Origin of the sequence: Campylobacter hyointestinalis subsp. lawsonii (assembly GCF_013372165.1) — a bacterium.
GTDB classification, from domain to species: Bacteria; Campylobacterota; Campylobacteria; order Campylobacterales; family Campylobacteraceae; genus Campylobacter; species Campylobacter lawsonii.
The window spans coordinates 368,844-394,205 of sequence record NZ_CP053828.1; the positions used below are offsets into that span (position 1 = coordinate 368,844).

20 protein-coding genes are annotated in these 25,362 nt (G+C 34.2%); 8 read left to right on the forward strand and 12 right to left on the reverse strand.

Translation table 11 applies throughout. The annotated features are described in order from the left end of the window. Window positions 1-76: 76 nt before the first annotated feature. Window positions 77-2,689, forward strand: a complete 2,613-nt coding sequence (locus CHLWT_RS01950) for an autotransporter domain-containing protein (RefSeq protein WP_170253224.1) — start codon at window positions 77-79, stop codon at window positions 2,687-2,689. Between the two features lie 232 nt (window positions 2,690-2,921). Here the strand turns inward: CHLWT_RS01950 and CHLWT_RS01955 are convergent, their stop codons facing one another. The 12 genes from CHLWT_RS01955 to CHLWT_RS02010 form a co-directional block, all read right to left on the reverse strand. Further along, window positions 2,922-4,214, reverse strand: coding sequence for an MFS transporter (locus CHLWT_RS01955; RefSeq protein ID WP_112000474.1), 1,293 nt, complete (start codon window positions 4,212-4,214; stop codon window positions 2,922-2,924). 53 nt (window positions 4,215-4,267) lie between these two features. Further along, a complete protein-coding gene (locus tag CHLWT_RS01960) occupies window positions 4,268-4,711 on the reverse strand; it encodes a nucleotidyltransferase domain-containing protein (RefSeq protein WP_170253223.1) in 444 nt (147 codons plus the stop codon). Continuing rightward, on the reverse strand, window positions 4,695-5,462 hold the full coding sequence (pstB, locus tag CHLWT_RS01965; protein ID WP_111996322.1) for a phosphate ABC transporter ATP-binding protein PstB: 768 nt from the start codon (window positions 5,460-5,462) through the stop codon (window positions 4,695-4,697). Before pstB ends, CHLWT_RS01960 begins: the two co-directional genes overlap by 17 nt. A gap of 9 nt (window positions 5,463-5,471) precedes the next feature. Beyond that, window positions 5,472-6,296, reverse strand: a complete 825-nt coding sequence (gene pstA, locus CHLWT_RS01970) for a phosphate ABC transporter permease PstA (RefSeq protein ID WP_111949201.1) — start codon at window positions 6,294-6,296, stop codon at window positions 5,472-5,474. Beyond that, window positions 6,293-7,168: a phosphate ABC transporter permease subunit PstC gene (pstC, locus tag CHLWT_RS01975; RefSeq protein WP_112000473.1), complete on the reverse strand. Its 876-nt coding sequence runs from the start codon at window positions 7,166-7,168 to the stop codon at window positions 6,293-6,295. Before pstC ends, pstA begins: the two co-directional genes overlap by 4 nt. Before the next feature lie 2 nt (window positions 7,169-7,170). Continuing rightward, window positions 7,171-8,181: a phosphate ABC transporter substrate-binding protein PstS gene (gene pstS, locus CHLWT_RS01980; protein ID WP_112000472.1), complete on the reverse strand. Its 1,011-nt coding sequence runs from the start codon at window positions 8,179-8,181 to the stop codon at window positions 7,171-7,173. A gap of 105 nt (window positions 8,182-8,286) precedes the next feature. Next, a complete protein-coding gene (locus tag CHLWT_RS01985) occupies window positions 8,287-9,063 on the reverse strand; it encodes a 3'(2'),5'-bisphosphate nucleotidase CysQ family protein (protein ID WP_112000471.1) in 777 nt (258 codons plus the stop codon). Beyond that, window positions 9,063-10,337: a citrate synthase gene (locus tag CHLWT_RS01990; RefSeq protein ID WP_111949193.1), complete on the reverse strand. Its 1,275-nt coding sequence runs from the start codon at window positions 10,335-10,337 to the stop codon at window positions 9,063-9,065. The genes CHLWT_RS01985 and CHLWT_RS01990 overlap by 1 nt, the downstream gene beginning before the upstream one ends. A gap of 76 nt (window positions 10,338-10,413) precedes the next feature. Then, complete coding sequence (locus tag CHLWT_RS01995) at window positions 10,414-11,583, reverse strand: cation:proton antiporter (protein ID WP_063998643.1); 1,170 nt, start codon at window positions 11,581-11,583, stop codon at window positions 10,414-10,416. Beyond that, window positions 11,564-12,406 carry a biotin synthase gene (locus tag CHLWT_RS02000; RefSeq protein ID WP_244948786.1) on the reverse strand — a complete coding sequence of 281 codons (843 nt, stop codon included), beginning with the start codon at window positions 12,404-12,406 and terminating at the stop codon, window positions 11,564-11,566. Before CHLWT_RS02000 ends, CHLWT_RS01995 begins: the two co-directional genes overlap by 20 nt. Next, window positions 12,399-14,483, reverse strand: coding sequence for a type I DNA topoisomerase (topA, locus tag CHLWT_RS02005; protein ID WP_112000470.1), 2,085 nt, complete (start codon window positions 14,481-14,483; stop codon window positions 12,399-12,401). The genes CHLWT_RS02000 and topA overlap by 8 nt, the downstream gene beginning before the upstream one ends. Before the next feature lie 141 nt (window positions 14,484-14,624). After that, window positions 14,625-15,689: an NAD(P)-dependent alcohol dehydrogenase gene (locus CHLWT_RS02010; protein ID WP_112000469.1), complete on the reverse strand. Its 1,065-nt coding sequence runs from the start codon at window positions 15,687-15,689 to the stop codon at window positions 14,625-14,627. A gap of 237 nt (window positions 15,690-15,926) precedes the next feature. Here CHLWT_RS02010 and CHLWT_RS02015 point away from each other — a divergent pair, with 237 nt between their 5' ends. The 7 genes from CHLWT_RS02015 (at window position 15,927) to CHLWT_RS02045 (ending at window position 25,353) form a co-directional block, all read left to right on the forward strand. Further along, a complete protein-coding gene (locus CHLWT_RS02015; RefSeq protein WP_112000468.1) occupies window positions 15,927-17,111 on the forward strand; it encodes a molybdopterin molybdotransferase MoeA in 1,185 nt (394 codons plus the stop codon). Window positions 17,112-17,325: 214 nt separating this feature from the next. Further along, complete coding sequence (gene galE, locus CHLWT_RS02020; RefSeq protein ID WP_112000467.1) at window positions 17,326-18,318, forward strand: UDP-glucose 4-epimerase GalE; 993 nt, start codon at window positions 17,326-17,328, stop codon at window positions 18,316-18,318. Between the two features lie 50 nt (window positions 18,319-18,368). Further along, on the forward strand, window positions 18,369-19,892 hold the full coding sequence (locus CHLWT_RS02025; RefSeq protein ID WP_112000466.1) for an oligosaccharide flippase family protein: 1,524 nt from the start codon (window positions 18,369-18,371) through the stop codon (window positions 19,890-19,892). Beyond that, the gene (locus CHLWT_RS02030; RefSeq protein ID WP_112000465.1) at window positions 19,889-20,932 is read left to right on the forward strand and encodes a glycosyltransferase; all 1,044 of its coding nucleotides are present in this window, start codon (window positions 19,889-19,891) and stop codon (window positions 20,930-20,932) included. Before CHLWT_RS02025 ends, CHLWT_RS02030 begins: the two co-directional genes overlap by 4 nt. Then, on the forward strand, window positions 20,929-21,972 hold the full coding sequence (locus tag CHLWT_RS02035; RefSeq protein ID WP_112000464.1) for a glycosyltransferase: 1,044 nt from the start codon (window positions 20,929-20,931) through the stop codon (window positions 21,970-21,972). Before CHLWT_RS02030 ends, CHLWT_RS02035 begins: the two co-directional genes overlap by 4 nt. Next, window positions 21,969-23,090 carry an N-acetylgalactosamine-N,N'-diacetylbacillosaminyl-diphospho-undecaprenol 4-alpha-N-acetylgalactosaminyltransferase gene (gene pglJ / locus CHLWT_RS02040; protein WP_112000463.1) on the forward strand — a complete coding sequence of 374 codons (1,122 nt, stop codon included), beginning with the start codon at window positions 21,969-21,971 and terminating at the stop codon, window positions 23,088-23,090. Before CHLWT_RS02035 ends, pglJ begins: the two co-directional genes overlap by 4 nt. After that, window positions 23,074-25,353: an STT3 domain-containing protein gene (locus CHLWT_RS02045; RefSeq protein ID WP_112000462.1), complete on the forward strand. Its 2,280-nt coding sequence runs from the start codon at window positions 23,074-23,076 to the stop codon at window positions 25,351-25,353. The genes pglJ and CHLWT_RS02045 overlap by 17 nt, the downstream gene beginning before the upstream one ends. Window positions 25,354-25,362: the final 9 nt, after the last annotated feature.

The window sequence follows — 25,362 nt, forward strand, 5'->3', positions numbered from 1 at the left end:
AATTTTATTTAATAATTAATTAAATTTTAATATGGGGGGGTATAATGGCTCAAATATTTTTTACAAGGAGAAAATGATGCAAATTTCGCGTGCGGTATGTGCTACATTATTTGGCGTTTCGCTTAGTGTTAGCTCTACTTTTGGTTACTCAGTCGATGAAAAGGTTGATGAGATAAATAAAAATTTAAGAGCTTACAACTATTTTTATTTACCATTTAAAGATAAGTCAGCTGATATAGCACAAAAACTAGGCAATATAAATGGCGATATAAAAAATGTTACCGCCGATCAGTTAAATACTAACGGTAAATATGAAGAGCTTGGCGATATTTTTAAATTTGCTCTAGGCGGCTCCACAGTAGCAGGGCTTGGAGTAGGGCCTGGAGTAAGGATTGGCGAATACAATGAAGACGACCTTGACTACGACCAAAACCTTAACTTTAACCTTTACGAAGGCCTAATAGATACCGGTGGCTGGGCAGAAAGAGTAGATGCGCTTACATTTACTACAGACAAAGGTAGAAATGTAAGTATAAGTCATGATAACAATAGTATTGAGATTAAGTTTGATAACGGCGAGAGGAATACAATTCGTTTAGATCAAGATGGAAATCTATATGCAACCTCTTCTGGTTCATCTGTTAACAACAACACAATCTTTCAAAGCGGTTTAAGCAAAAATGATTTAGCTACAATAGCAAAGTTAGTAGAAAGTAATGTAAAAAATAGTGTAGAGTTGTTTAAAACTACAACGTTTTTTGATGGTTTGGCAATGTTGATTATGGAAAAAGATGAGAGTGAGTATAAAGATAATGCGAACTTTAAAGCTATGTTTAATGAGATTAAAAAACTTGGCAACTCAAATGATGTCTTAAAATCTTTGGAATTATTTAATAAAGCAAATGCAAAAGATTTAGAGCTAATAAAAGATAGTATCTCTAGACTAGAAGAGATAAAAACAACTACATCAGGCGACAAGAGTGCAAAAATAAAAGAATTTAATGAATTTTTGGTAAAAAACAACTTCGAATTTGGGGTGGAAGAAGATGAAGGTTCATATCGCATAGACGGCTATGTATCTAAAATAAATGACAATATAAGCGATGATGATTTAAATAAATTCTTAAATATGCTAAAAGCAGAGCAAAAAAACTCAGAAAAGTCCATAAAAAATATAAATGACTATATGGCTAGTCATAACCTTAAAGCTATACTTGATAAAGTTTTTGAAAATAAAGCGATAGATAGTGCAAATGCGGAAAATAAAGCTACTGAAACCGAGGCGATAGCAAGCGCAAATCAAGCTACAACTAAGGTAAATGATATAAAAATCCAAGTGGCAAATACACAAAAAGAGCTAGAACAGGCAAAACTTAATGTGAATAAAATAAACGCAGACCCAAATGCAACACAAGAGCAAAAAGAACAAGCCCTAGCTGAGCAAACAGAGCTTGAAAATCTCATAAAAAATCAACAAGCAGAACTCAATCAAGCTAAACAAGATCGAAATAAAGCCATAGAAGCAAAGATAGAAGCTATCAAAAACAATCAAGCTAACAACCTAGGACAAACTGAAAAATCAGTCACCTCAGCATTAGCAAGTATAGTCGCAAGAGATGATATAGCAGATCTTTTATCAGGCGATAAAGATAGTATTATTAGTGCTGTAAAAGACGCTGTAAATTCTATAAACACAGCTTCTGAAACTATAAATAGCAAGGTAAATACTGATATTATAAAATTCTCAGCCGATATAGCTACAAATACGCGTCTAGCAAAACTATCAAACCCATTTAATGAAGACCTAGCACTAGCTTACGCAATAGCAAATTTAAAAGACGATGCGTTTGCTGATAATGGAGATAGTCTATCAAGCGTGGTTAGGGCATACACAGATAGATTTAACTACGACAATGGACTTTGGGCGACACTTGTCGGCTCAAAAAGTAGCGTAAAAAACGGCGTAGATAGCAAACTATACGGCTTTAACATAGGCTATGATAAGACTTTTGATAACACAATCATAGGCTCATATCTAACATATGCACAAACAAGGGCAAAAAATAGTATAATAAACAACGAGGCTGATAATTATCAGCTTGGAATTTATTCAAGAAGCTTTGTGCAAAATAGTGAGATAGACGCAAAATTATCATTTGGCGTTGGTAAAAATGAGCTAAAAAGGATTCAAAATCAAAGCGAACAATCAGGTAAATATGACACAAATTTCTTTGCAGCAGAAGCGACTTATGGCTATATCTTTGATTTAGGCAATGAATTTTATGCTAAACCGCTAACTGGTTTAACTTATAGCTATGTTTCAAGCAAGGCATTTGATGAGAGTGGTAAATTTGCGATAAATTGGGGCAAAACTACGCAAAAATCTCTAAGCCTTAAAGCAGGTGTAGAGTTAAGAAATTACATAGCTGATGGTAGCTATATCTATATCACACCAGCTTACGAGCAAGAAATTTATAAAAATAATAACGACCTTCGTCTAAATTATGTAGGCTCAAACTACGATATAATCATAGGCTCTGGCAAGAAAAAACATGGCTATGCTGTGGTGCAAACTGGTGCTGATTTTTCTATCACTCAAAATTTATCAACAAACATAAACTTTGGTGCAAAAGCAAGAAGTGGCGAAAAATACTACAACGGCACACTTGGACTTAGATACAAATTCTAATCATCTAAACCCCTACAAATCAGGGGTTTAGCCTCAGATTTTTTATTGTCGTCAAATTTAATAAATTTTTCTAAGTTGTTAAATATAAATTTATTCTTTTAAACGTAAAAAATTACTCTTTTTTACCGCTTTAATTTTTTTAATCCATATGTTTTTTGCAATGTTTAAAATGAATTTTTAATATTAGTTCATTTGAGAGACTGGCTCTAATTTATTTTTTATTGCATTAGGCTCATTTGTCTAAGATATCTAGCAGTTGTTTTTCGCTGATGATAGAAGAGTTGTATTTGACTACAAAGAAATTTTGATTTTTATATCGCTCTATCACGCCAGCAGTATTGTCAAGTTTGCTAAAATCAGCGCTCTCAAGATATAAATTCTTAAAGATTTTTGGGTCGCTAAGCAGACTTAAAAGCACTAACCAAAGTATGGATAAAATAGCGTAAAAAATCGCCAAAGTAGTTATATCAAATTTATGTAAAAAATATCCACCCAAAACTCCGCCTAAAAAACTACCAAAATATCCAAAAGCATTAAAAACGCCTAAAGCTGAGCCTTTTTGGCTACTTAGGGCAAATTTACTAGCACAGCTTTGCATAATGGGTTCGTGCAAGTTAAATCCGATAAAAAACAGAACAACACCAACTATAAAAAACGCACTATTTTTGCTAAAAGCAAACGCCAAATACGCGACTATAAACAAGACTACACCTATAAGCAAAAGCTTTTTACTATGACCTTTTGCATCGCCTAAAAATCCTGCCATTCCCATAGAAACAAAGCCAAATAAAGTAGCTAAAGCATAAACTATCCATAAATTTTTGCTATCAAAGCCCATTTCGCCAACTAAAACGATAGGGATAGCCACAAATGCGGCACTCATAAGCATTTTTTGCATTAAATTTGTGATATTCATAATAAAAAGATTTTTTTGTTTAAGAAGCTTTAAAAAGCCTATTTTAGGCTCAAAATGGACTACTTTTATCTCACTAGGCACAACTGCGTAGAGCAAAACTATACAAAAAACACAAAGCAAAGCTGAGAGATAAAATAGGCTAGAAAGCCCAAATTTAGAGCTTAAGATAGGGCTTAAAACCATAGATAGTCCAAAAGATATACCTATCATACCGCCCATTATCGCCATAGCGTGGCCTCTTTTCTCCTCGCTGACAAAGTCGCTTATCATAGCAGTCGCAACTGCGCCGATAGCTCCACTACCTTGGATAAGACGCCCTAAAAGCATAGTATAAATATCATCTGCACTAGCACAAACAAGCGATCCTATGATGAAAACAATAAGCCCAAAACTCATTGTAATTTTTCTGCCAAACTTATCGCTAAGAGCACCAAAAGGTACTTGCAAAATCATCTGAGTGATAGCATAAATGCCGACTAAAAGTCCGACTAAAAACTCATTTGCACCTTTTAAATTTAAAGCATAAAGACTAAGTACTGGCAATACTATAAAAAGCCCAAAAAATCTTGAAGCGGTTATAAAACTAAGCGGTAAAACTGTTTTTATCATATCTTTCCTTGCGTAAAAGTTATGATTTTAGCATAAATTTAATTTTTTTTAAATTAAATCGGGTAATTTTTCTCTATTAAAATGAGCCATTTTATAGAATTAAAAATCAAACTATCAAATTTATTTGTTTTTTTTAACCAAATATAGCGTTTGCCATTTTTGGTATAAATTTTCTGAGCGTTTCTAAAGACAGAGCTATAAAATTCATCATTATTTCTTAGCTTTTGCTTGATATTTGACTTCGTATCGACAAAAAGATCTATCTCGATGTTATGTTTTTTTTCAAATTCTCTAAGCTCACTTCTAAGCTTTACTAGCTCATCGCTAAAATTTGGTTTTAGTTTCTTTTTAACCAAAAATAGATCCATATCGCTAGATGCTGTTGGGTTGCCTTTGGCATAACTACCAAATAGCCAAACTTCCAAAGGCTTTAGCTGTTTGAACTTTTCTATTAGCTCTTTTTGCGTACTTGATGGGATATTAACCAAATTTGCCACCGACATACTCTTTTAAAAGTTGTTCTTTTGGAGCATTAAAAATTTGCTCAGTTTCGCCGTATTCTATCATATCGCCTAAATACATAAATGCGGTATAATCACTAACTCTAGTGGCTTGAGCCATATTGTGGGTGACTATAACAACTGTGTATCTATCTTTTAAACTATGTATTAGCTCTTCTATGGCTATAGTAGATATCGGATCAAGCGCACTTGTAGGCTCATCAAAAAGCAAAACTTCTGGACTTACTGCTATAGCTCTTGCTATACAAAGCCTTTGTCTTTGACCACCACTTAAAGAAGTGGCATCATCGCCTAGCCTATCTTTTACCTCATCCCAAATATTTGCACCTCTTAGAGACTCTTCGACTTTTTTTGCTAGTAGTTTTTTATCTTTTACGCCACTTAGTTTTAGCCCATAAGCTACATTGTCTTTTATACTCATAGGAAAAGCAGTTGGCTGCTGAAATATCATACCGACTTTAATCCTAAGATCTATAAGATCTATCTTTGGATCAAGTATATTTTTGCCCTCAAACATTATCTTACCTTCATAAGTATTTCCTGGATAAAGATCGTGTATGCGGTTAATAGAGCGTAAAAGCGTGGATTTTCCACATCCACTAGGTCCTATCAGAGCCGTAACTTTGTTTTTAACAACCGGTAAATTTATATTATTTAGGCTTGGTTTGCTCGATTTTGCATACCAAAATGAAAAATTTTTTATATCTATAGCCAAATTTTTACTCATTTTATTCCTTTATTTACGTATTAAAATGCGTCCTAAAATATTGACGCCTAAAACAAAAATAGCTAGTATCAAAGCTCCAGCCCACGCGACTGCATTTAAATTTTCATCAGGCATAGAACTAAAATCAAATATGCTAACGCTAAGAGAAGGAATGGCTTCATTCATATTAAAATTGAAAAAATCACTATTTGAACTTGTAAAAAGTAATGGAGCAGTCTCACCAGCGACTCTTGCGACAGATAAAATCACTCCGGTTAAAAGTCCGTTTTTTGCAGCTCTAAAAACTACACTCGTGATACATTTGTATTTTGAAGCACCAAGTGCAAAACTAGCCTCTCTTAATGCTTTTGGCACAAGACTAAGCATATCATCAGTAGTCTTTAATACAACAGGGATCATCATAATAGCAAGCGCAAAACTTCCAGCCCAGCCACTATATGAGTTTAAAGGCTTGACCAAAATAGCATAAGCAAAAGCACCTATAACTATACTTGGGGTGCTCATCATAATATCGCTGATATTTCTTACTAAATTTGATATATTTTTATTTAATCCATATTCACTTAGATAAACTCCTGCCATAATACCAAAAGGTACGCCAACAAGCGATGCTATAATAACTAGCTCAAGCTGTCCTAAAAGAGCATTTGCAAGTCCGCCAAATGAAGTAGGAATGGTAAATAAAGTCAGGCTAAAACCAGAAAAACCCTTATAGATAACAGTAAGAATAATCCAAAATAAAAATATAAGCCCAAATATCGCAAAAGCCGTGCTAAGATAGCAGATGAGCTTATCTATCAAAACTCTTTTAGCTATGTAATTTACAGATCTCATCTCTTGCCTCTTTTCAAAAATACAAATTTAGCCAAAGCAATACTTGCAAAACTGATTAAAAATAGTATCAATGCTAGATAAAAAAGACTACTTTCATAAAGCTCATTTTCCATTGCCTCACCAAACTGAGATGCTAAAGTCACCGGTATGGAAGTCGCTGGGCTAGCTAGATTATCTGGTATCTTTTGGATCGCACCTAAAAGATAGATAGCTGCCATAGTCTCACCAAAAGCTCTACCAAGAGCAAGTATGATAGAGCCTATAATTCCTAGCTTTGCATACGGAAATATCACATGCTTTATTACATCAAATTTAGTAGCACCTAAGGCGTAAGCCGACTCCTTTAAAATCTCTGGAGTCGTATTCATAGCGTCTCTTGAAACAGAGGCTATAAAAGGCAAAATCATCACGCCTAAAACTAGCCCGCCAGTAAGAAGTCCAAATCCGCTTCCTCCAAAAATCACCCGAACAAGCGGAACAAAATATATAAATCCCCACATTCCATAGACGATACTAGGAATCGCCGCTAATAACTCTATGCTCACACCAAAAAAACCTCTGATTTTATGAGGTGCGATCTGCGTAAGAAATATAGCCGTACCTATAGCTACTGGCGTGGCTAAAATCATAGCTATAAAAGTTGAAACCACACTTCCATAAATACTAGCAAGTCCGCCAAATTCATTTGTATTTACGTCCCATTTTAGGCTAAATATAAACCCAAATCCAAACTCCTTCATAGCAGGTATCGCCTTATAAAGGAGAGCCAAAAATAGCGAGACTAGCAAAATCATCACTATAATCACAGATGCTTTTGCACCGCTAGAAAATATGGCTTCAACGACTCTGTCTTTTATAGCTATCTTTTTCATATTTATTCTTTTATTTTATTAATTTTCCAATATTCTTTTATCATAGCCACAGTTTCATTTGGAAGTGGCTCATAGCCGAGTTTTTTCGCAGCAGCTTTGGCACTCTCATCACTAAATGCCCACTCAAAAAATTTAACTACCTTTTTATTGTTTTCAGTTTTATCATTAGGTAGTAAAATAAAAGTAGCTGCTACGATAGGATAGCTCCCTTTTCCAGCAGAATATGCCAAAATATCATAAAAGTTTTCTTTTATACTAAAGTTTGAATTTGCCGCTGCTTTTGCGAAATTTTCAGGAGTAGCTTTGGCCCAATCGCCGTCTTTTGTTTGTAAAGTAGCCACGTTTAGTCCGCTTGAAAGTTTATAAGCATACTCAATGTAGCCTATAGAATAAGGAATTTGCTTTATAGAGCTTGCAACAAGTGGATTGCCATTTGCCGGTACGACTTTAGCACCCCAATTTATAGTTTTATTAGCGCCGTATTTTGTTGCCCAGCTTTCATTTGCTTTTGAAAGATAGCTAGTAAAATTAAAAGTCGTTCCACTAGAATCACTTCTAACAACAGGCGTTATCGTTTCATTTGGAAGTTTTAAATTTGGATTGTCTTTTGCTATGATTTCGTCGTTCCATTTTGTTATCTCGCCTGAAAATATACCAGCAACAGCGGCGCTTGATAGCTTGAGTTCGCCATCTTTTATGCCTTCTATATTATAAGCTAAAACAACGCTACCGATGATAGCAGGGAATTGTAATAGACCTTTTTCTTTTAGCTCATCTGTTTTAAGCGGTGAATCACTTCCGCCAAAGTCACCATTTCTATCTGTTATCGCACTTATGCCTTTACCACTTCCACCACCATTATAAGTTACTTCGTTTTTTGTAGTTTTATAGTAAAGTTTGCTCCACTCTTTGTAGATAGGAAGTGGAAAAGTAGCACCTTGACCCATTAATTTATCGGCTGCACTTAGTCCTAAAGTACCAACCAAAACCGCACAAATTGCTTTTTTTAACATATTGTCTCCTTTGATTTGTAGTGCAATTTTAACTACACTTAGAAACAAAATGGAAACATAAATGGTTTTTGGTTTGAAGTTAAATGAATCTAAATTTAAAAAATCTTAACTAGTGATATTTTGGATAAATTTAAGGTAGGAATTTAAATTTGGCACAAGGTTTTTATTTACTGCTAAAAAATAACCATTTTTAAGATTTTCATTATCATATCTGAGCTCTTTATGGTTTTCTATAGAGACGACTTTGCCACCGCTTTGAGAAAGCAAAAAATCACCAGCTGCAATATCCCAGATAGATGAGTTGCAAAATCTTGGATAAATGCTAGCCTTGCCCTCTACTAAACGACAAAATTTCATAGCAGAACCGCATTTTACAATATCAAATTTAAACATATCGGCAAATGTCTGAGTATTTTGCGAATAACTATGACTTCCAGATATCAAAGAGTTATTTGGTATCAAATTTTCACCGATTAAAAAGCCGTTTTTATAGACTTTAGAGTTACCAGAGCTATAAAACATCTCGTTGCTAAAAGGTATATATATCACGCCTAAGACCGGTCTTCCAAATTCTATAAGAGCTATACAAACGCAAAATTCACCATTTTTGCTTATAAACTCTTTTGTGCCATCAAGTGGATCTATAAGCCAAAATTTCGAACTCTTATCCCTTTTTTCATACTCTAAAATTCGCTCTTCAGAGCAGATATCTATGCCTGTTTTTTCTAAATATGAAAATATAGCATCATTTGCAGCAAGATCAGCACTAGTAAGAGGCGATCTATCATTTTTAAAAGTTAAGTTGTAGTTGCCATAATGCTTTAAAATCGCATCTCCAGCCGCCTTAGCAGCTAGAAGTGCGATATCAGTAAGCTCTTTCATTAATCTTTAGGAGGGCAAGTAGGTCCAACGTAGAGTTGTCTTGGACGAACTATTTTTATACTATCTTGAGATTTTAGCTCCATCCATTGGCTAAGCCAGCCAGGAACTCTACCCATAACGAAGATAGCTGCGAACATCTCATTTGGAATTCCTAAAGCTTTTAAGATAAGTCCGCTATGGAAATCAACATTTGGATATAAATTTCTTGATACAAAATAATCATCATTTAACGCTATTTCTTCTATCCTACTTGCAACTTTTATAAGATTATTGTCTATTCCTATCTCATTTATAAGTTTATCTCTTAATCCTTTTAGCACTTTAGCACGTGGATCAAAGTTTTTATAAACTCTATGTCCAAAGCCCATTAGGCGGAATGGATCGTTTTTGTCTTTTGCTTTTTTAATAAACTCATCAACCCTATCTGGAGTTCCTATCATCTCAAGTTGTCTTATAACACCTTCATTCGCACCGCCATGAGCATGACCCCAAAGCGCACCTATACCAGCACTTATACAAGAATACGGATGAGCGTGAGTAGAGCCCACAGTTCTAACAGTAGTAGTAGAGGCATTTTGCTCATGGTCAGCATGCAGCATCAAAACAGTATCAAAAGCCTTTACTTCGATAGGTCTTAGATCGACTTTATTATGTGGAAACGCTCTTAACATATATAAGAAGTTCTCAGTAAATCCACGATCCAAATCCGGATAAATCACAGGAAAGCCACGAGTATAACGATAATGAAACGCTATAAAAGTAGGAATTTTAGCCACTAAACGCTTCGCAAGTTCCATATAGTCTTTCATATCATCAAAGTTCATATCTCTTTTATAGTAAGCACTCATAGTAGCGACGCTTGCTTGAAGAACTGCCATAGGATGTGCTTTATCAGGGAAACAATCAAAGAGCTTTAGCATTTTTTCATTTAAAAAGCTTCTTTCTTTTAGTTCGCGTCTAAATGACTCTAGCTCTTCTGGGCTTGGAAGATGTTTATTTAGCAAAAGATAAACAACATCAAGATAAAGTTTATTTTCTGCTAACCACGCTATATCATATCCGCGGTGCATCAATTCACCTTTTTCACCATCTATAAACGTGATAGCTGATCTACACATAGCAGTGCTAGTATAGCCCCTATCAAACGTAAACATACCAGTATCTTTATAAAGCGTAGAGATATCAATAACGCTAGGTCCTTTAGTTCCATCTAATATAGGAAACTCATAACTCTTGCCATTTCTATTATCAGTAAGTGTTACGGTATTGCTCATTTCAATCCTTTAACTTGAATTTTCGTTTAATTCTATCCAAATTTTATTTAAAGAAGCTCATTATCACACACTAAAGTTATCCTTTAAGCCTACTTTTAAGAAAGAATATAAATTTTATCATTGTCAAAGCTACTATCGCCTCAAATAAACTTGCCAAAATAAATGAAAAATACAGCTCTTGACTGATATTTCCAGCATTATATGCTATCGTTGCAGTGGCGATAAGAAGAGTGAGTGGCATAGATAAAGAAAGCCCAAAAAGCAAAGAATCAAAGCTTCCTAAACGTTTTAAAAATATCACACTAGAAGCAACTCTTATAATAGTCATAAATACAAGCATCAAAAATGCGTTGCTTAGAACACCGGGCATAAACAGAGATTTTAAATCCACAGTCGAGCCTATATAGACAAAAAACGTAGGCACTAAAAAACCAAAACCAAAGCTACCAAGCTTATGAGGAAGATCTTTTTTATGGTCAAAAAACGTCGCTATAAAGCTACCTGCGATGAATGCCCCAAAAGCTATTTCTAAATTTAAATAGATCATCGCAGCAACAGTCGCAAAGAAAAGCGCCATAGAAAGTCTTATGTCTTTTTCATCTTTATCATAATGAGGCATAAGTAGCACTTTTAAATTTGGATACCACCAAAAAAGCACTTCAAGCCCCTTAAATCCAAGCACACAAAGCACCATAAAAAGGATAAAATAATATATGCTATTATAAAATTGTGCGTTATCCCCAAACTCTACGTAAGCACCAACCATAGTTATTATAACTATGCTTATGACTTCGCCTATACTTCCTGTTATCATAGCTAAATTTAACCAAGGCTCGTTTTTGCCATACTCTTTAAAAAGAGTAGATAAAATCCCAACAGACATAAGCGGTACTACTATTACGACCAAAAATGCTGGAGATATCAATATACTAAGAAGTCCTGCTAAGATATAAAGTATAGCTATATAAGAAAGAACTAGCTTTATAACACTTTTTTCGATTTTAAAAAATGATTTTAAGTCTATCTCTGTTCCTGCTAAAAACATTAGATAAAAAAATCCCACCTCTGCTACTATTCGAAACAGTTCGCTTTGTGGGATAAAACCAAAAAAGCCAAAAAGAATTCCTAAAATGATCTCTATAGGAGCGATAGGTATTTTAGAGATTTTCGAAAAATATGGCGATATAAAGATTATAAACGCCAAAACCAGCAAAATAGAGAGTTCGTTAGTGGCACTGTGTTGCAAACTCAAAGCCTCGTTTTTTTAACTCTGCTATGTCTTTACTAGCAATCTCGCCACTAGTAGTAAGATAATCGCCCACGACAATGGCACTAGCTCCATTTTCTAATATCTCATATTGTCTATCGCCAAGGATTACCTCTCTACCGCCAGCTACCATTATGCGGGTATTTGGCAAGGCTTTGGCTGTATCTTTAAGCAGTCTTAGAGCTTCATCGGCACTAAGTTTTGGCTCTTTGATTTTCAAAGCGGGATTTGGGATAAAGAAATTTACCGGACTTGTAAAAGGATTTAGCTCTTTTAATGAGTTTCTAAAACTTATCCTATCTTCATTGCTCTCACCAAGACCATAAATCCCGCCACAGCAAAGCTCAAGCCCCGCTCTTTTGGCATTTAAATTTGTCTGAAATCTCTCATCCCAGCTATGAGTGGAGCAGATTTTAGGGAAGTATTCACGGCTTGTTTCAAGATTGTGATTATAGCTGAAAATTCCAGCATTTTTTAGCTCTTTTAAACTCTCATAACTAGCACTTCCATTACAAGCTATCAGCAGCAGTTCGGGTACCTCTTTTTGCAAAACTCTAGCCACTTCACATATAAACTCTAGCTTTTTATCATCAAGTCCCCTACCGCTAGTAACCAAGCAAAAGCCAAGAGCTTTATTAGCCTTAGCCATTTTGGCCTCTTTTAAAATTTGCTCTATGCTCTTTTGTTTATATCTATTTATATCAGCTTTTACATGAGCGCTTTGAGTACAATACGCGCAATCCTCAGGGCAGTTGCCACTACTAACATTACATATCGCACAGAGCATTACTACTTTATTCATCATCACTTACCTCTTTTTTAAATTTACACTGGGGACACTCTTTGAAATTGCCTTTTTTTAGCTCTTTTAAGACCATAGGCTTACCGCAGTTAGGGCAGTTTTCTCCAGTCGGTTTGTATCTGCTTATAAAGTTACATTTTGGGTAGTTTAAACAGCCATAGAATTTACCTTTTTTGCTAATTCTCTCGACCAATTCTCCGCCACAATCAGGGCATTGAACGCCGATTTTAGACGGCTCTTTTTTTTCAAATTTATTAGAGTTAGCTAGGTTTCTGCTATATTTACATTTTGGAAAATTCAAACAAGCTATAAACTCGCCAAATCTACCTTTTCTTTTGACTAGTTCTCCACCGCAATCAGGGCATTTCTCACCTATAGGCTCGGCTACTTTTTGGCTTTTTATATTTGTTTTTCCTTCATCGATCTGTTTGATAAAAGGGCGATAAAAGTTAGATAAAACCTCTTGCCAATCAGCTTTATTTTCGGCTATATCATCAAGTTTTTCTTCCATTTTAGAAGTAAATTCACTATCTACAATATCTTTAAAATTCTCTTCTAATACTGAAGTTATAGTAAATGCGATATCATTTGGGATTAATTGCTTTTTTTCTATTTTTACGTAATCACGGCTTGTCAAAAGCGAAATAGTAGGCGCATAAGTAGATGGTCTTCCTATACCTAAGCTCTCTAGTTTTTTTACAAGTCCGGCCTCAGAGTAGCGACTAGGTGGTTCGGTAAAATGACTTTGTGATTTTATATTTTGCAGCTCTAGCCTATCTGAAACATTTAAATTTGGCAAGATCTTATCTTTATCAAGATCGCCATAAACTTTATAAAATCCATCAAATATGACTTTTCTACCAGATATTTTATACACTGCACTTGCACTTTTAACAAATACGCTTTGAAGCATAGATACGCTAGGACTCATCTGAGACGATAAAAATCTATTATAAATGAGAGTATAAAGTTTTAGCAGATCTTTTTCCAAAAACTTAGCCGCAATCTCTGGAGTAAAGCTCAAATTTGTAGGGCGAATAGCCTCATGAGCTTCTTGCGCTCCTTTGCTTTTAGTAGCGTAAATTTGAGCTTTTGATGGTAAGTATTTATCTCCAAATTCGCTCTTTATGAGCTTTCTTGCAGACTCAACTGCTTCTTTGGCCAAATTTAAGCTATCTGTTCTCATATATGTGATAGCTCCCATAAATCCGTTATTTGTCTGCACGCCTTCATATAAAGTTTGTGCTAGCATCATAGTCTTTTTAGGACTAAAGCCCAAACGATTTGACGCGCTTTGTTGCAAAGTAGAAGTCATAAATGGCGGTTGTGGGCTAGTTTTTCTCTCTTTGCTTTCGATATTATCTACACTAAATTCTTCAAATTTAAGACGCTCTACTATAAAATTTGCACGCTCAGAGTTTGTAATAGTAAGTTTTTCTATCTTTTGATTTTCAAATTGTATAAGTTCAGCTTCAATGTCTTTTTTAAATTTAGTATCAATGCTAAAATACTCAATAGGTTTAAATTCTCTAATCTCACGCTCACGATCAACTAGGATTTTAAGAGCTGAGCTTTGGACGCGTCCTGCACTAAGACCACGCTGAATTTTTGCGTTTAAAAGCGGACTTAGCTTGTAGCCGACTATCCTATCTAAAAGCCTTCTAGCTTGTTGAGCATTTACGCTGTTCATATCAAGCGTTCTTGGGCTTTTAAGTGCATTTTGTATGGCTGATTTAGTTATCTCGTGAAAAACGATACGCGGCATCGACTCAGGCTTCTTTCCGATCGCCATAGCGATATGGTATGCTATGGCTTCACCTTCTCTATCCTCATCGGTCGCTAGATAGATGGTATCAGCACTCTTAGCAAGCTCTTTTATCTCTTTGACTATTGCAGAGTGGTCGCTACTAATCCTATACTCAGGAGAAAATTTATCATCTTCTATTTTGATACCAAAACTCGACTTTGGAAGGTCTCTTATGTGACCTTTACTAGCTATGACTTTATACTCATTGCCTAAAAAATTCTTTATAGTTTTTGCTTTTGCCGGGGATTCTACGATTATCAATTTGCTCATTTTAAACCCTAAATTTATTTGGCGTAATTCTATCAAAAAAATATTAAAAATGCCAAAAATCAACGTAGCAAATTCAAAAAACAACCGCACTAGGGCAATAGTCTAGTTTATATCAACACAGATGATTATAAATGCCATTTATCAAGCCTTCATATCGATCACATAGCGAAACTCTCCAGAGCCATTTGTAAGCCTCTCATAGACTTCATCGATTTGCGATGGCGATACTATTATAGTTTCAGGGTAAATTTCATTTTCAAGCGAAAAATCCATCATCTCTTGCGTCTCTTTAATCCCACCAATGAGTGAGCCATATACCTTTTTACCAGCTTTATGCACTAGCTCAGTAACGCTTATGCTAGGCGCTACCTCATAAGGCGGAAGTCCCACAATAGCTAATTCTCCGCCATATTTAAGCAGATCTATATAAGCTCCCACTTCATACTTAGTCGGTATAGTAGATATGATAAGATCAAATCTCTCATTAACCAAATTTTTATCATTTGTAGTATAGAAATTACTAACCCCAAGCTCTATAGCTTGAGATTTTTTCTTATCATTTCTAGCAAATACGCTAACACTAGCCCCCATCTTAACAGCATATTTCACAGCCATCATCCCAAGACCACCAAATCCAGCCACACCGACTTTATCACCGGCTTTTATCTTAGAAAATTTAAGTGGCGAATATGTAGTTATCCCAGCACACAAAAGTGGCGCTACCTTATCTAATGGCGCATTTTTCGCCACTTTGATAGCAAATTTCTCACTCACAACTATATTATTAGAGTATCCACCATATGTATTCTCACCACCATGAAAGCAATCGCTAGAATTATAAGTATATATAGTCTTACCACGCTCACAAAACTGCTCCATACTAGCCTTACACGCATCGCACTCTCCGCAGCTATTTACCATACATCCTACCCCAGCATAATCCCCAACTTTAAATTTACTCACATTTTTACCCACAGCGACCACTTGTCCGGCTATCTCATGACCAGGAACGCATGGATAAATAGTCCCGCCCCACTCATCTCTAGCCGTGTGAATATCGCTATGGCATATCCCGCTATACAAAATTTCAATCAAAATATCCCCATCACCCAAGCTATGGCGAGTGAATTCAAAAGAGCTAAATTTAGAATCCTTTGATAGCAACGCATATCCCTTAGCAGGGATTTTGTCTGTGAAAATACTCATCTTATATCCTTTAATTGATTTTGGTAAATTTTATCTAAATTTATTAATGTTTTAGTTAAACATTACAAAAAAATCTTAAATTTAATTATTTAATAAATATTAAAATTTATTCTGATTTAAAAATATTAAATTAATAGTTAAAACCTATCAAAAAATAGGTTTTAAAGAAGATAGGCAAAATTTGCTTTTTAACTTAGCTTGTGATACAATCCCAAAAAATGATACTTGGGAATAAAAATGAAAAGCTATGATGAAAGTTTAAATGATCTATTAACCACGGCAGTGGCGTGGGATAGGATCGAGCGTATTCCACTTAGCGCAGCTAGAGATAGAATAGCTTGTGAAGATATCGTTGCTAAGCGTGACTATCCGGAATTTCCTACATCGGCTATGGATGGATACGCTATCAAATTTGAAGATCTAAAATTAAAAAAACTAAAGATTTTAGGTTCGCTTCCAGCGGGCTCGCAAAGCAAAAATATAAATTTAAAAAATGGAGAATGTCTAAAAACATTCACAGGAGCTCTTCTTTGCGATGGTAGCGATACGATAATCCCGATCGAAAATGTAAATGTAGAAGGCGAAAATATAGAGATATTACAAGGCGTCACAAAAGGTTTTGCCGTGCGTCTAGTAGGAGAAAGCTACAAAAAAAATGATATTCTTATTAAAAAAGGCACAAAACTTGGCTACTCAGAGCTTGGGCTTTTAGCCGAACTTGGGATTAGCTACGTAAATGTATATCTGCGTCCAAAAGTTGCTGTTCTTAGTACCGGTAGTGAGATAGTAGATATCGGTGAGAGACCTAAAAATAGTGCTCAAATTCATAGCTCAAACCATATCGCCATCGCAAATATGGTAGCTTGTATGAATTGCGAAGTCATTACATTGCCTATTATAAAAGACGATCATGACTTGATAAAACAAGCCGTTATAAACACTTTAAAAAGTGTGGATTTCATCATCACGACAGGCGGAGTGAGTGTTGGGGATTTTGATTTTATGCGTGATATTGTAAAAGAATTTGAATTAGTAGTAAATAAGGCTACTATTAAGCCAGGTCGTCATATAAAAGTGGCAAAACTAGGCGAAAAATACATATTTGCACTTCCTGGATTTCCGTATTCGGCTATGGTTACTTGCGCTCTTTATTTCAGAGAGTTTATAGACAAACTGCTTGGAGTGAAAGAAAACTACAAATTTAAAGCGATTTTAGCAGAGGATTATCATAAAAAATCGCCTTTTGAAGAGTTTAGCGCAGCAAGTGTGACAAATGAAAACGGAGTTATAAAGATATCTACAAGGGCTAAAAAATCAGGCTCATCGGCGATAGTTACAAATTTAAACAACAAAGCCGTATTATTACGAGCTAAAACTAGCTTAAAAAAAGGCGAGGTAGTAGAATACATAACTATGGTTTAAATAGATAAAATTTGGACTAAATTTAAATATAGAAGAGCAGATATGGCAACAAATAGCGATTTTATAAATAAATTTATTATTGATTTTTGTAATTCTTGATAAGTATGGCAAAAACAGCAACAAAGCAAAATCTTAAAACGTGAATTATTTTAGGCTATTTAAGTCTAAACTAGCTATAATAACTGCTAAATTTAAAGAAAGACAAAGGATAAAAATGAATATCTTGATAACCGGAGGAGCTGGATATATCGGCTCTCACGTTTTAAAAGCTCTGTTAGAAGAGGGCGGGCATAATATAACTGTTATAGATAATTTTTACACAGGTAGCAAAGAGGCGTTAATAACGCTTGAAAAGGTTGGGAAATTTGAGTTTATAAAATGCGATTTAGCTGATACTTCTAGCCTTAGGGAGATTTTTAGAGAGCGTAATTTTGAAGCGATCATACATTTTGCAGCGTATATAGAAGTATTTGAAAGCACTCAAAAACCACTGAAATATTATCTAAATAACACGGCAAACGCCGCAAATTTAATAAATTTAGCTATTGAATATGGCGTGAGTAAATTTATATTTAGCTCGACTGCTGCTACTTATGGGGAGCCAAAAAATGGCGTAGTTGATGAACAAAGTGAGCAAAATCCGATAAATCCATATGGCAGAAGTAAGCTTATGACAGAGTGGATCTTAAAAGACGCTGCACTTGCAAATAGGGATTTTAAATTTGGTATTTTGCGTTATTTTAACGTAGCTGGAGCGAGTTCTGATGGGCTTATCGGTCAAAACTATCCAAATGCTACTCACTTAGTCAAGGTTGCTGTGCAAACTATTGTTGGAAAAAGAGAAAGTATGAGTATTTTTGGGAATGATTATGCTACAAAAGATGGAACTTGCATAAGGGATTATATCCATATAGAAGATCTTGCAAGTGCTCATTTGGCGGTACTTGAGTATCTAAAAACAAATGATAGTGATATATTTAATGTTGGCTATGGCAAAGGATTTAGCGTAAAAGAGGTCATTCAAACAGCTAAAAAAGTCAGCGGAGTGGATTTTAAAGTATTAAACGCCCCGCGCCGTGAGGGCGATCCGGCTATGCTTATATCAGACGCTAGTAAGCTTAGAAATAAAACTAGTTGGAAGCCAACTCGCGAGAATTTGGAGCTCATCATTAGCTCAGCTTTAGAGTGGGAGAAAAAACTTAAATAAGTTTTTCATAAAAATCGTTTGAGTTTATAAATTTAAAAATTAGGTTTGCAATGGCTTTAAATCTTATATCAAGTATCGTAGTTTTCAGTCTTCAGATGCTTATAAATTTCTTTTTAACTCCTTTTATCTTAAAGGTTTTAGGAGATGAAGCGTATGGATTTTTAGGTCTTGCAAACTCATTTGTAAATTACGGCTATATCTTAACTTTGATTATAAACTCAGTCGCAGGACGCTTTGTGGCGTATGAATACCACAGAGGAAACCTCTTACGAGCAAACAAATACTACTCATCTGTTCTTTCTGTAAATTTCATATTTTGTATTTTTATCTGCGTGGTTTGTTCTGCTTTTATACTAAATTTAAAAGAGTTTATAAACGTTTCAGAAGCCCTAGTAGATGATGTCAAGCTCACTATGGCGTTTTATTTTATAAATTTTTGTTTAGGACTTTTTAACGCGGTTTTAACTATAAGTGCTTTTGTGAAAAACAAGCTTTATATGATTTCGCTTAGAAATGCCATTTCGACTGCGATTTTCGCGTTTGTTTTGGTGGCGCTATTTTATATTTTTAAGCCGATGATCTACTACACTGCGGTTTCTGCACTGTTAGCGTCGATTTTTGTATTTATTAGCGCGATTTATATAACAAAAAAACTACAAACCGGGCTTAAGTTTAGGCTGAAGTATTTTAGGCTAAATTTGATTAAAAAGCTCATAAACTCAGGAGCTTGGAATAGCTTTAATATGCTAAGTCATACTTTGATAAATGGCATTGACTTGCTACTTTGCAATATCTTTATAAACGCATCTTCTATGGGAATTCTCTCTGTATCAAAAGCTGCTATTTTGATAGCTGAGTCATTTATAGGTACTGTTGGCGCGACTTTTATGCCTAAATTTATAGAGCTATACTCAAAACAAAGTATAAATGATCTCATAAACGAAGTGAAGTTTTGCTTAAAAACGTTGGCTTTTATAAGTATCTCTCCAGTAGCTGTATTTGTGGTGCTTGGAAGTGAATTTTATACCCTTTGGCTACCTTTTAAAACTGCTTATGAGATAAGTTTTATTTATAATCTTTCTCTCATCGCTTTAATACCTGTGATTTTTATAGCATCTATGCAGCCTCTTCTTAGTTTAAACACGGTTACAAATAGGCTTAAACGCCCTGCCATCGCAAATCTTATTATGTCTTTTAGTGTTGTTACTTTTCAGCTGATTTTTATAAAAGATTTCGGGCTTTATTCTATCGCGATTTGCGCAAGTAGTGGATATTTGGCTAGAATAATTTTATTTGATATACCAAATGCCGCAGTAAATTTAAATCAAAAAATAAGTCTATTTTATCCGGTATTTTTAAGAAATGTTTCTGTTTTTGGGCTTATTTTAGCTTGTTTATATGTGATGCATAGCTTTTTTGTGGTAACTACTTGGAGTAAATTTGTAATTTATGGATTTTTTATGCTTTTGGTCGGATATGCTTTGAGTCTGTTTTTTATATTTGACAAATTTGAGATGTCTGTTTTGATGAGAAAATTTAGCCTAGTACTTAACAAAAATAGGAGAAGCCTATGAAGGTTTTATTTGTCATCTCGACTCTTAGAGCAGGTGGCGCTGAGAGAGTCGCTAGCACTTTAGCTCATAAATTTAGTCAATGTTTTGACGTAACTCTTTTAAAATTTGATAACGACAAGCCGTTTTATGAGCTAGGAGATGAAGTAAAGCTAAAAGAGCCGGGTTTAAGCGTAAGCGACAAGGGAATTTGGGGAAATTTAAAAAAGAGATTTGGCAAGATATTTTGGATAAGAAAATTTATAAAAGATGAAAAATTTGATCTAGTTGTGTCGTTTATGGATAGTACGAATTTACTTGTGATACCAGCAAATTTGGGTTTAAAAAGCAGACTTATCATAACTGAGCATAGTTATCATAAATTTCTAAGCATAAAATGGCAGATATTAAAAAGAATTTTCTATCCGCTTGCAGATGCTCTTGTCGTTCTTACAAAAGAGGATTTAAGGCATTATGATTTTGTAAAATCAAAAGTAATCTATAATCCTATGTTTTTACAGGGTTTTGATGCCAAACTAGAAAAAGAAAATTTGATCTTGTTTGTAGGACGCCTTATAAAAGTAAAGGGTTGCGATATATTTTTACGCAGTTTAAATTTGATAAAAGATGATCTAAAAGAGTGGAAAATAGCTGTTTTGGGCGATGGAGAAGATAAAGAGAGCTTATGTAAATTAGCTTTAAATTTAGGGCTAAATGTAGAGTTCAAAGGAGCCGTAAATAATATATCTGATTACTATAAAAAAGCTAAAATTCTAATTCTTAGCTCAAGAAGCGAAGGGCTAGGAAATGCCTTTATAGAGGCGATTTTTTACGATGTCCTTAGGGTGGCGACTCCTACAAGCGGCGCAAAAGAGTTGATAAATGATGGATTTGATGGTCTTTTAAGCGAAGATTTTGAGCCACAAAGTTTAGCTAAAAAGATCAAAATAGCTTTAGGATATGATCTAAGGTTGGTTGAAAATGCAAGATCTAAAAGAGATAAATTTGAGCTAGAAACTATTTTTAAAGAGTGGGAAAATTTGATAAAAGAAGTCGTAAAATGAAAATACTTTTTTTTATATCAGCCATTAGAAATGGTGGAGCTGAGCGGGTTTTACAAGCTTTAAGTAACGCTTTTTTAGAGATAAATCATAGTTGTGAAATAGTGTATTTTGAAGAAGATCTTCATCTTTATGATTTTAAGTGTAAAAAGACACATTTAAATATATATCAAAATACAAGTCTTTTATCTAAATTTAGTAAATTTATAACTATAAGAAAATTCATAAAAAGTAAAAAACCAGACGTCATCATCTCGTTTATGGATCAAACAAATATAAATTTGATAATTTCAACTATGTTTATGAAAAGAAATTTGATTATAACAGAACACGTTAGCCACGACCTTTTGAAGTCTAGGATTTGGAGATTTATCAGGGATTTTAGCTATAGATTTGCTAGCGGACTTAGTGTGCTTAGTAAGGCTGATTTTGAGTATTATAAATTTGTCAAAAATAGAGCCATTATATACAATCCGATTTTTGAATTTAAAAATGGTGAAAATATACAAAAAGAAGATATTATATTAAGTGTTGGGCGGCTTGAGTTTGTTAAAGGCTATGATATTTATTTTGAAGCTTTAAGTTTGATAGATAAAAATTTACTTAAAAAATGGAAAATTTGCGTAGCAGGAAGTGGAAGCTTAGAAGCAGATCTTAAGAAAATGGCTCTAAATTTGGGCTTGCAAATAGACTTTTTAGGCTATAAAGAAGACATTGTTAAGCTTTATAAAAAAGCTAAAATTCTAAGTTTAAGTTCGAGAAGCGAAGGACTTGGAAATGTTTTAATAGAAAGCATATTTTACGGTTGTGCTAGAATTTCAACTCCTACAAATGGGGCAAAAGAGTTGATAAATGATGGCTTTGACGGATTTATAAGTGAAGATTTTAGTCCTAAGGCTTACGCCTTAAAGCTTGAAAAAATGCTAAAAAATAGCGATTTATTAAGCAAATTTAGTGCAAATGCGAATTTGAGAAAACCACAATTTAAGATAGAAAATATCATAGATCAGTGGCAAACATTTATAAAAGAGTGTGAAAAATGAAAAAGATGAGTGTATTTATATATTCTATGGCAGGAGGCGGTGCTGAAAGAGTAGTGAGCAACCTTTTAACAGAGCTTGTAAAAAAGTATGAAATCCATCTGATTTTGATGAATGATAGAATTTTTTATGAAATTCCAAGTAGTGTAAAGCTACACTTTTTAGAGCGTTCAAAGCCGTTTGAAAATGGGTTTTTGAAGCTTATAAAGCTTCCTTTTTTGGGTCTAAAATACAAAAAACTTTGTAAAAATTTGGGTATTGATTTACATTTTGTTTGGATGAATAGACCTTGTTATGTGGCTGGATTTGCTAGAGTATTTGGCGATAAAAAACTTCTTGTGATGAACGAGTGTTCGACTCCTAGCGTTCTTTATAAAGTGCCAAATTTCAAAAGTTGTATAAGCAAAACTCTGCTTAAATGGCTCTATCCAAAAGCTGATTTTATCTATCCAAATTCACAAGGAAATTTAGACGATTTACGTGATAATTTCGGTATAAATCCTACTAAAATGAGAGTTTTATACAACGCTTTAAATTTAGAAGAGATAAAAGAAAAAAGCAAAGATGAAATTTCTCAAACAAAGCCGTTTTTTTTGAGTGTTGGTAGGCTTGATAAAGGTAAAAATCACGAGCTTTTGATAAGAGCTTATGCAAATTTAAAAAACTGCGATAAGGATCTTTTGATACTAGGCGATGGTCTCTTAAAAGAGCATCTACAAAACGTTATAAATGAGCTAAATTTAAATGGCCGAGTAAAGCTTTTAGGGTTTGACAATAATCCATATAAATATATGTCAAAATGCTATGCTTTTGTTTTTGTAAGCCTTTTTGAAGGCTTCTCAAACGCTCTTATAGAAGCACTTGCTTGTTCTAAACTAGTCATTTCAAGCGAACATAAAAGTGGCGCAAAAGAGCTACTTGGAGATAACAAATGGGGCGTTTTAGTTCCTTTAAACGATGAAGTCGCCACTACTAAAGCTATGCAAAAAGCTTTAGATGATCCTCTTTGGGTGAAAATTTATGAAAAAAACGCTATCATAAGAGCAAAACTCTTTGATAAGAAAGAAATAGCCCAGCGGCTTACTATAGAATTAGAGGATATGTATGAAAAACTTGGTTAATTTTTTGTCTCTGTTTAGATCAAATACATTTATATTGATTATTTTAGCATATGCTTTTAGCGTGATTTGTAGATTTGAATGGACATATTGGGCCAGTAATTACGCTGAGTTTTTTTGGAACAACGAGCTTATGATAAGCACAAATGACGGATATGCGTTTGCAGAGGGCGCTAGGGACTATTTAGCTGGATTTCATCAGCCAAATGATCTTAGCTTTTATGATGCTCCGCTTTGCTTAGTAAGTGCTTTTTTGGTTAAAATAACTCCATTTTCTCTAGAAACCATACTTGTTTATTTAAGCGTTTTTTTAGCCGGACTTGTGGTTATACCTATAATTCTCATCGCAAGAGAGATCGGTGATATAAAAGCTGGGTTTATAGCCGCACTACTAGCAAGTATCGCAAATAGCTATTATAACCGCACTATGGCTGGGTATTATGATACTGATATGCTTATCATCGTAATGCCTGTTTTTATCTTTTGGGGGCTTATAAGACTTAGTATTAAAAAAGATAGCTTGTCATTTTTGATCACTTCGTTTTCTATGCTTATTTATAGCTGGTGGTATCCATCAAGCTTCTCTTTAAATGCGGCTATTACGCTATTTTTTGGACTTTATACTTTTATCTTTGATAGAAAAAATATTTTAAACTATCAAGCTATTTTGTTTATGATAGTCGCCATAACAAATATAGAGTATATCTATAGAGGCATTTTTATACTGGTGCTTTTTGTGATTTTTAGATTTAGGCCAAATTTAGTAAATTTAAAATTTATGCTCATTGTAGCTGTAGTCGTATTTGGGGCTTTTGTAGCTTTTGGCGGACTAAATCCTATCTGGTTTCAACTTAAATTTTATATATTTAGAAGTGTTAGCGATAGTGATGACGTGATGTTTAAGTATTTTAACGTAAATCAGACTATAATGGAGTCAGGCATCGTAGATACCATTCTTTTTGCACAGAGGATAAGTGGAAGCGTGGTTGTATTTTTGCTTTCATTAGCAGGATACATACTGCTTTGCTTTAAAAATAGACTATTTTTGATAACGCTTCCTATGGTTGCTCTTGGATTTTTGGCTTTAAAAGGCGGGCTTAGATTTACTATTTATGCTGTTCCTTTTATGGCTTTTGGGTTTGGATTTATACTATCTTACTTTTTAAATTTGATAAAAATAGACAAAAAGCAGCGTAAGATTATACTCTATTTAGTCGGAATTTTTAGTTTTTTGCCGTTTGTAATTTTAGCATTTTTGCAGTTTATAAATGGTGAGTTTTTAGATGAATTTAAACTTTTAGCGCCTATTTTTGTGATAGTTTATACTCTGTATTATTTTAAATTTAGAAAAGACGCTAAAATGATGATACTATTTCTAGCAGTATTTTTTGCGATCATTCCAAGTATGATACACATTTATGAGTATAAACCGCTTACTGTATTTATGAATAGCGAAGTAAAGGTTTTAGATAGGCTAAAAAACATCGCAGATAGAGAGGATTACACTATTGCATGGTGGGATTATGGATATGGGATTAGGTATTATAGCGATACAAAGACTTTGATAGATGGCGGAAAACATTTAGGGCGTGAAAACTTTGCCGTGAGTTTTGCTCTATCTAAGCCACAAGAATCTTCGGCAAATATGGCTAGACTTGAGGTAGAATATACAGAAAAAGCCTTTAGCGATAAAAATAAGAGCTCAAATTTAAATAGAATGTTAAAAGACTTTGGGATACCTAATGTAAATGAATTTCTGCTATCTTTAGGGGATCAAAATTTCACTACTCCTCCAAAAAGTCGCGATATTTACTATTATTTACCAGATCGTATGATCCAAATTTTCCCAGTTGTAACAAAGTTTTCAAGGCTTGATCTTATCAGCGGTAAGGAGTTTAGCGATCCATTTTTTATACCATCAACTTCATTTGTACAAGGCAAAGATGGTATTATTTTAAGTGAGGGCATCATAATCTCAAATGACGGAACTAACATATCATTTAACGGCAAAACGTTTAGAACAAATACATACATACAAACAAAATACGATGAGAACGGAACGCTTAAAAAAGATATTCATCATATAGATGATACTGGAATGTTTTATATCGTATATATGGCTGATTATGGTAGATTTTTGATAATGGATAAAGAGATGTTTAGCTCTACATATATAAAGCTTTTCGTGCTTGAAGATTATGACGCAAATATTTTTGAGCCAGTCATTTTAGACCCAAGCGCGAAAGTTTATAGGCTCAAAAAATAGGAGAAGTTT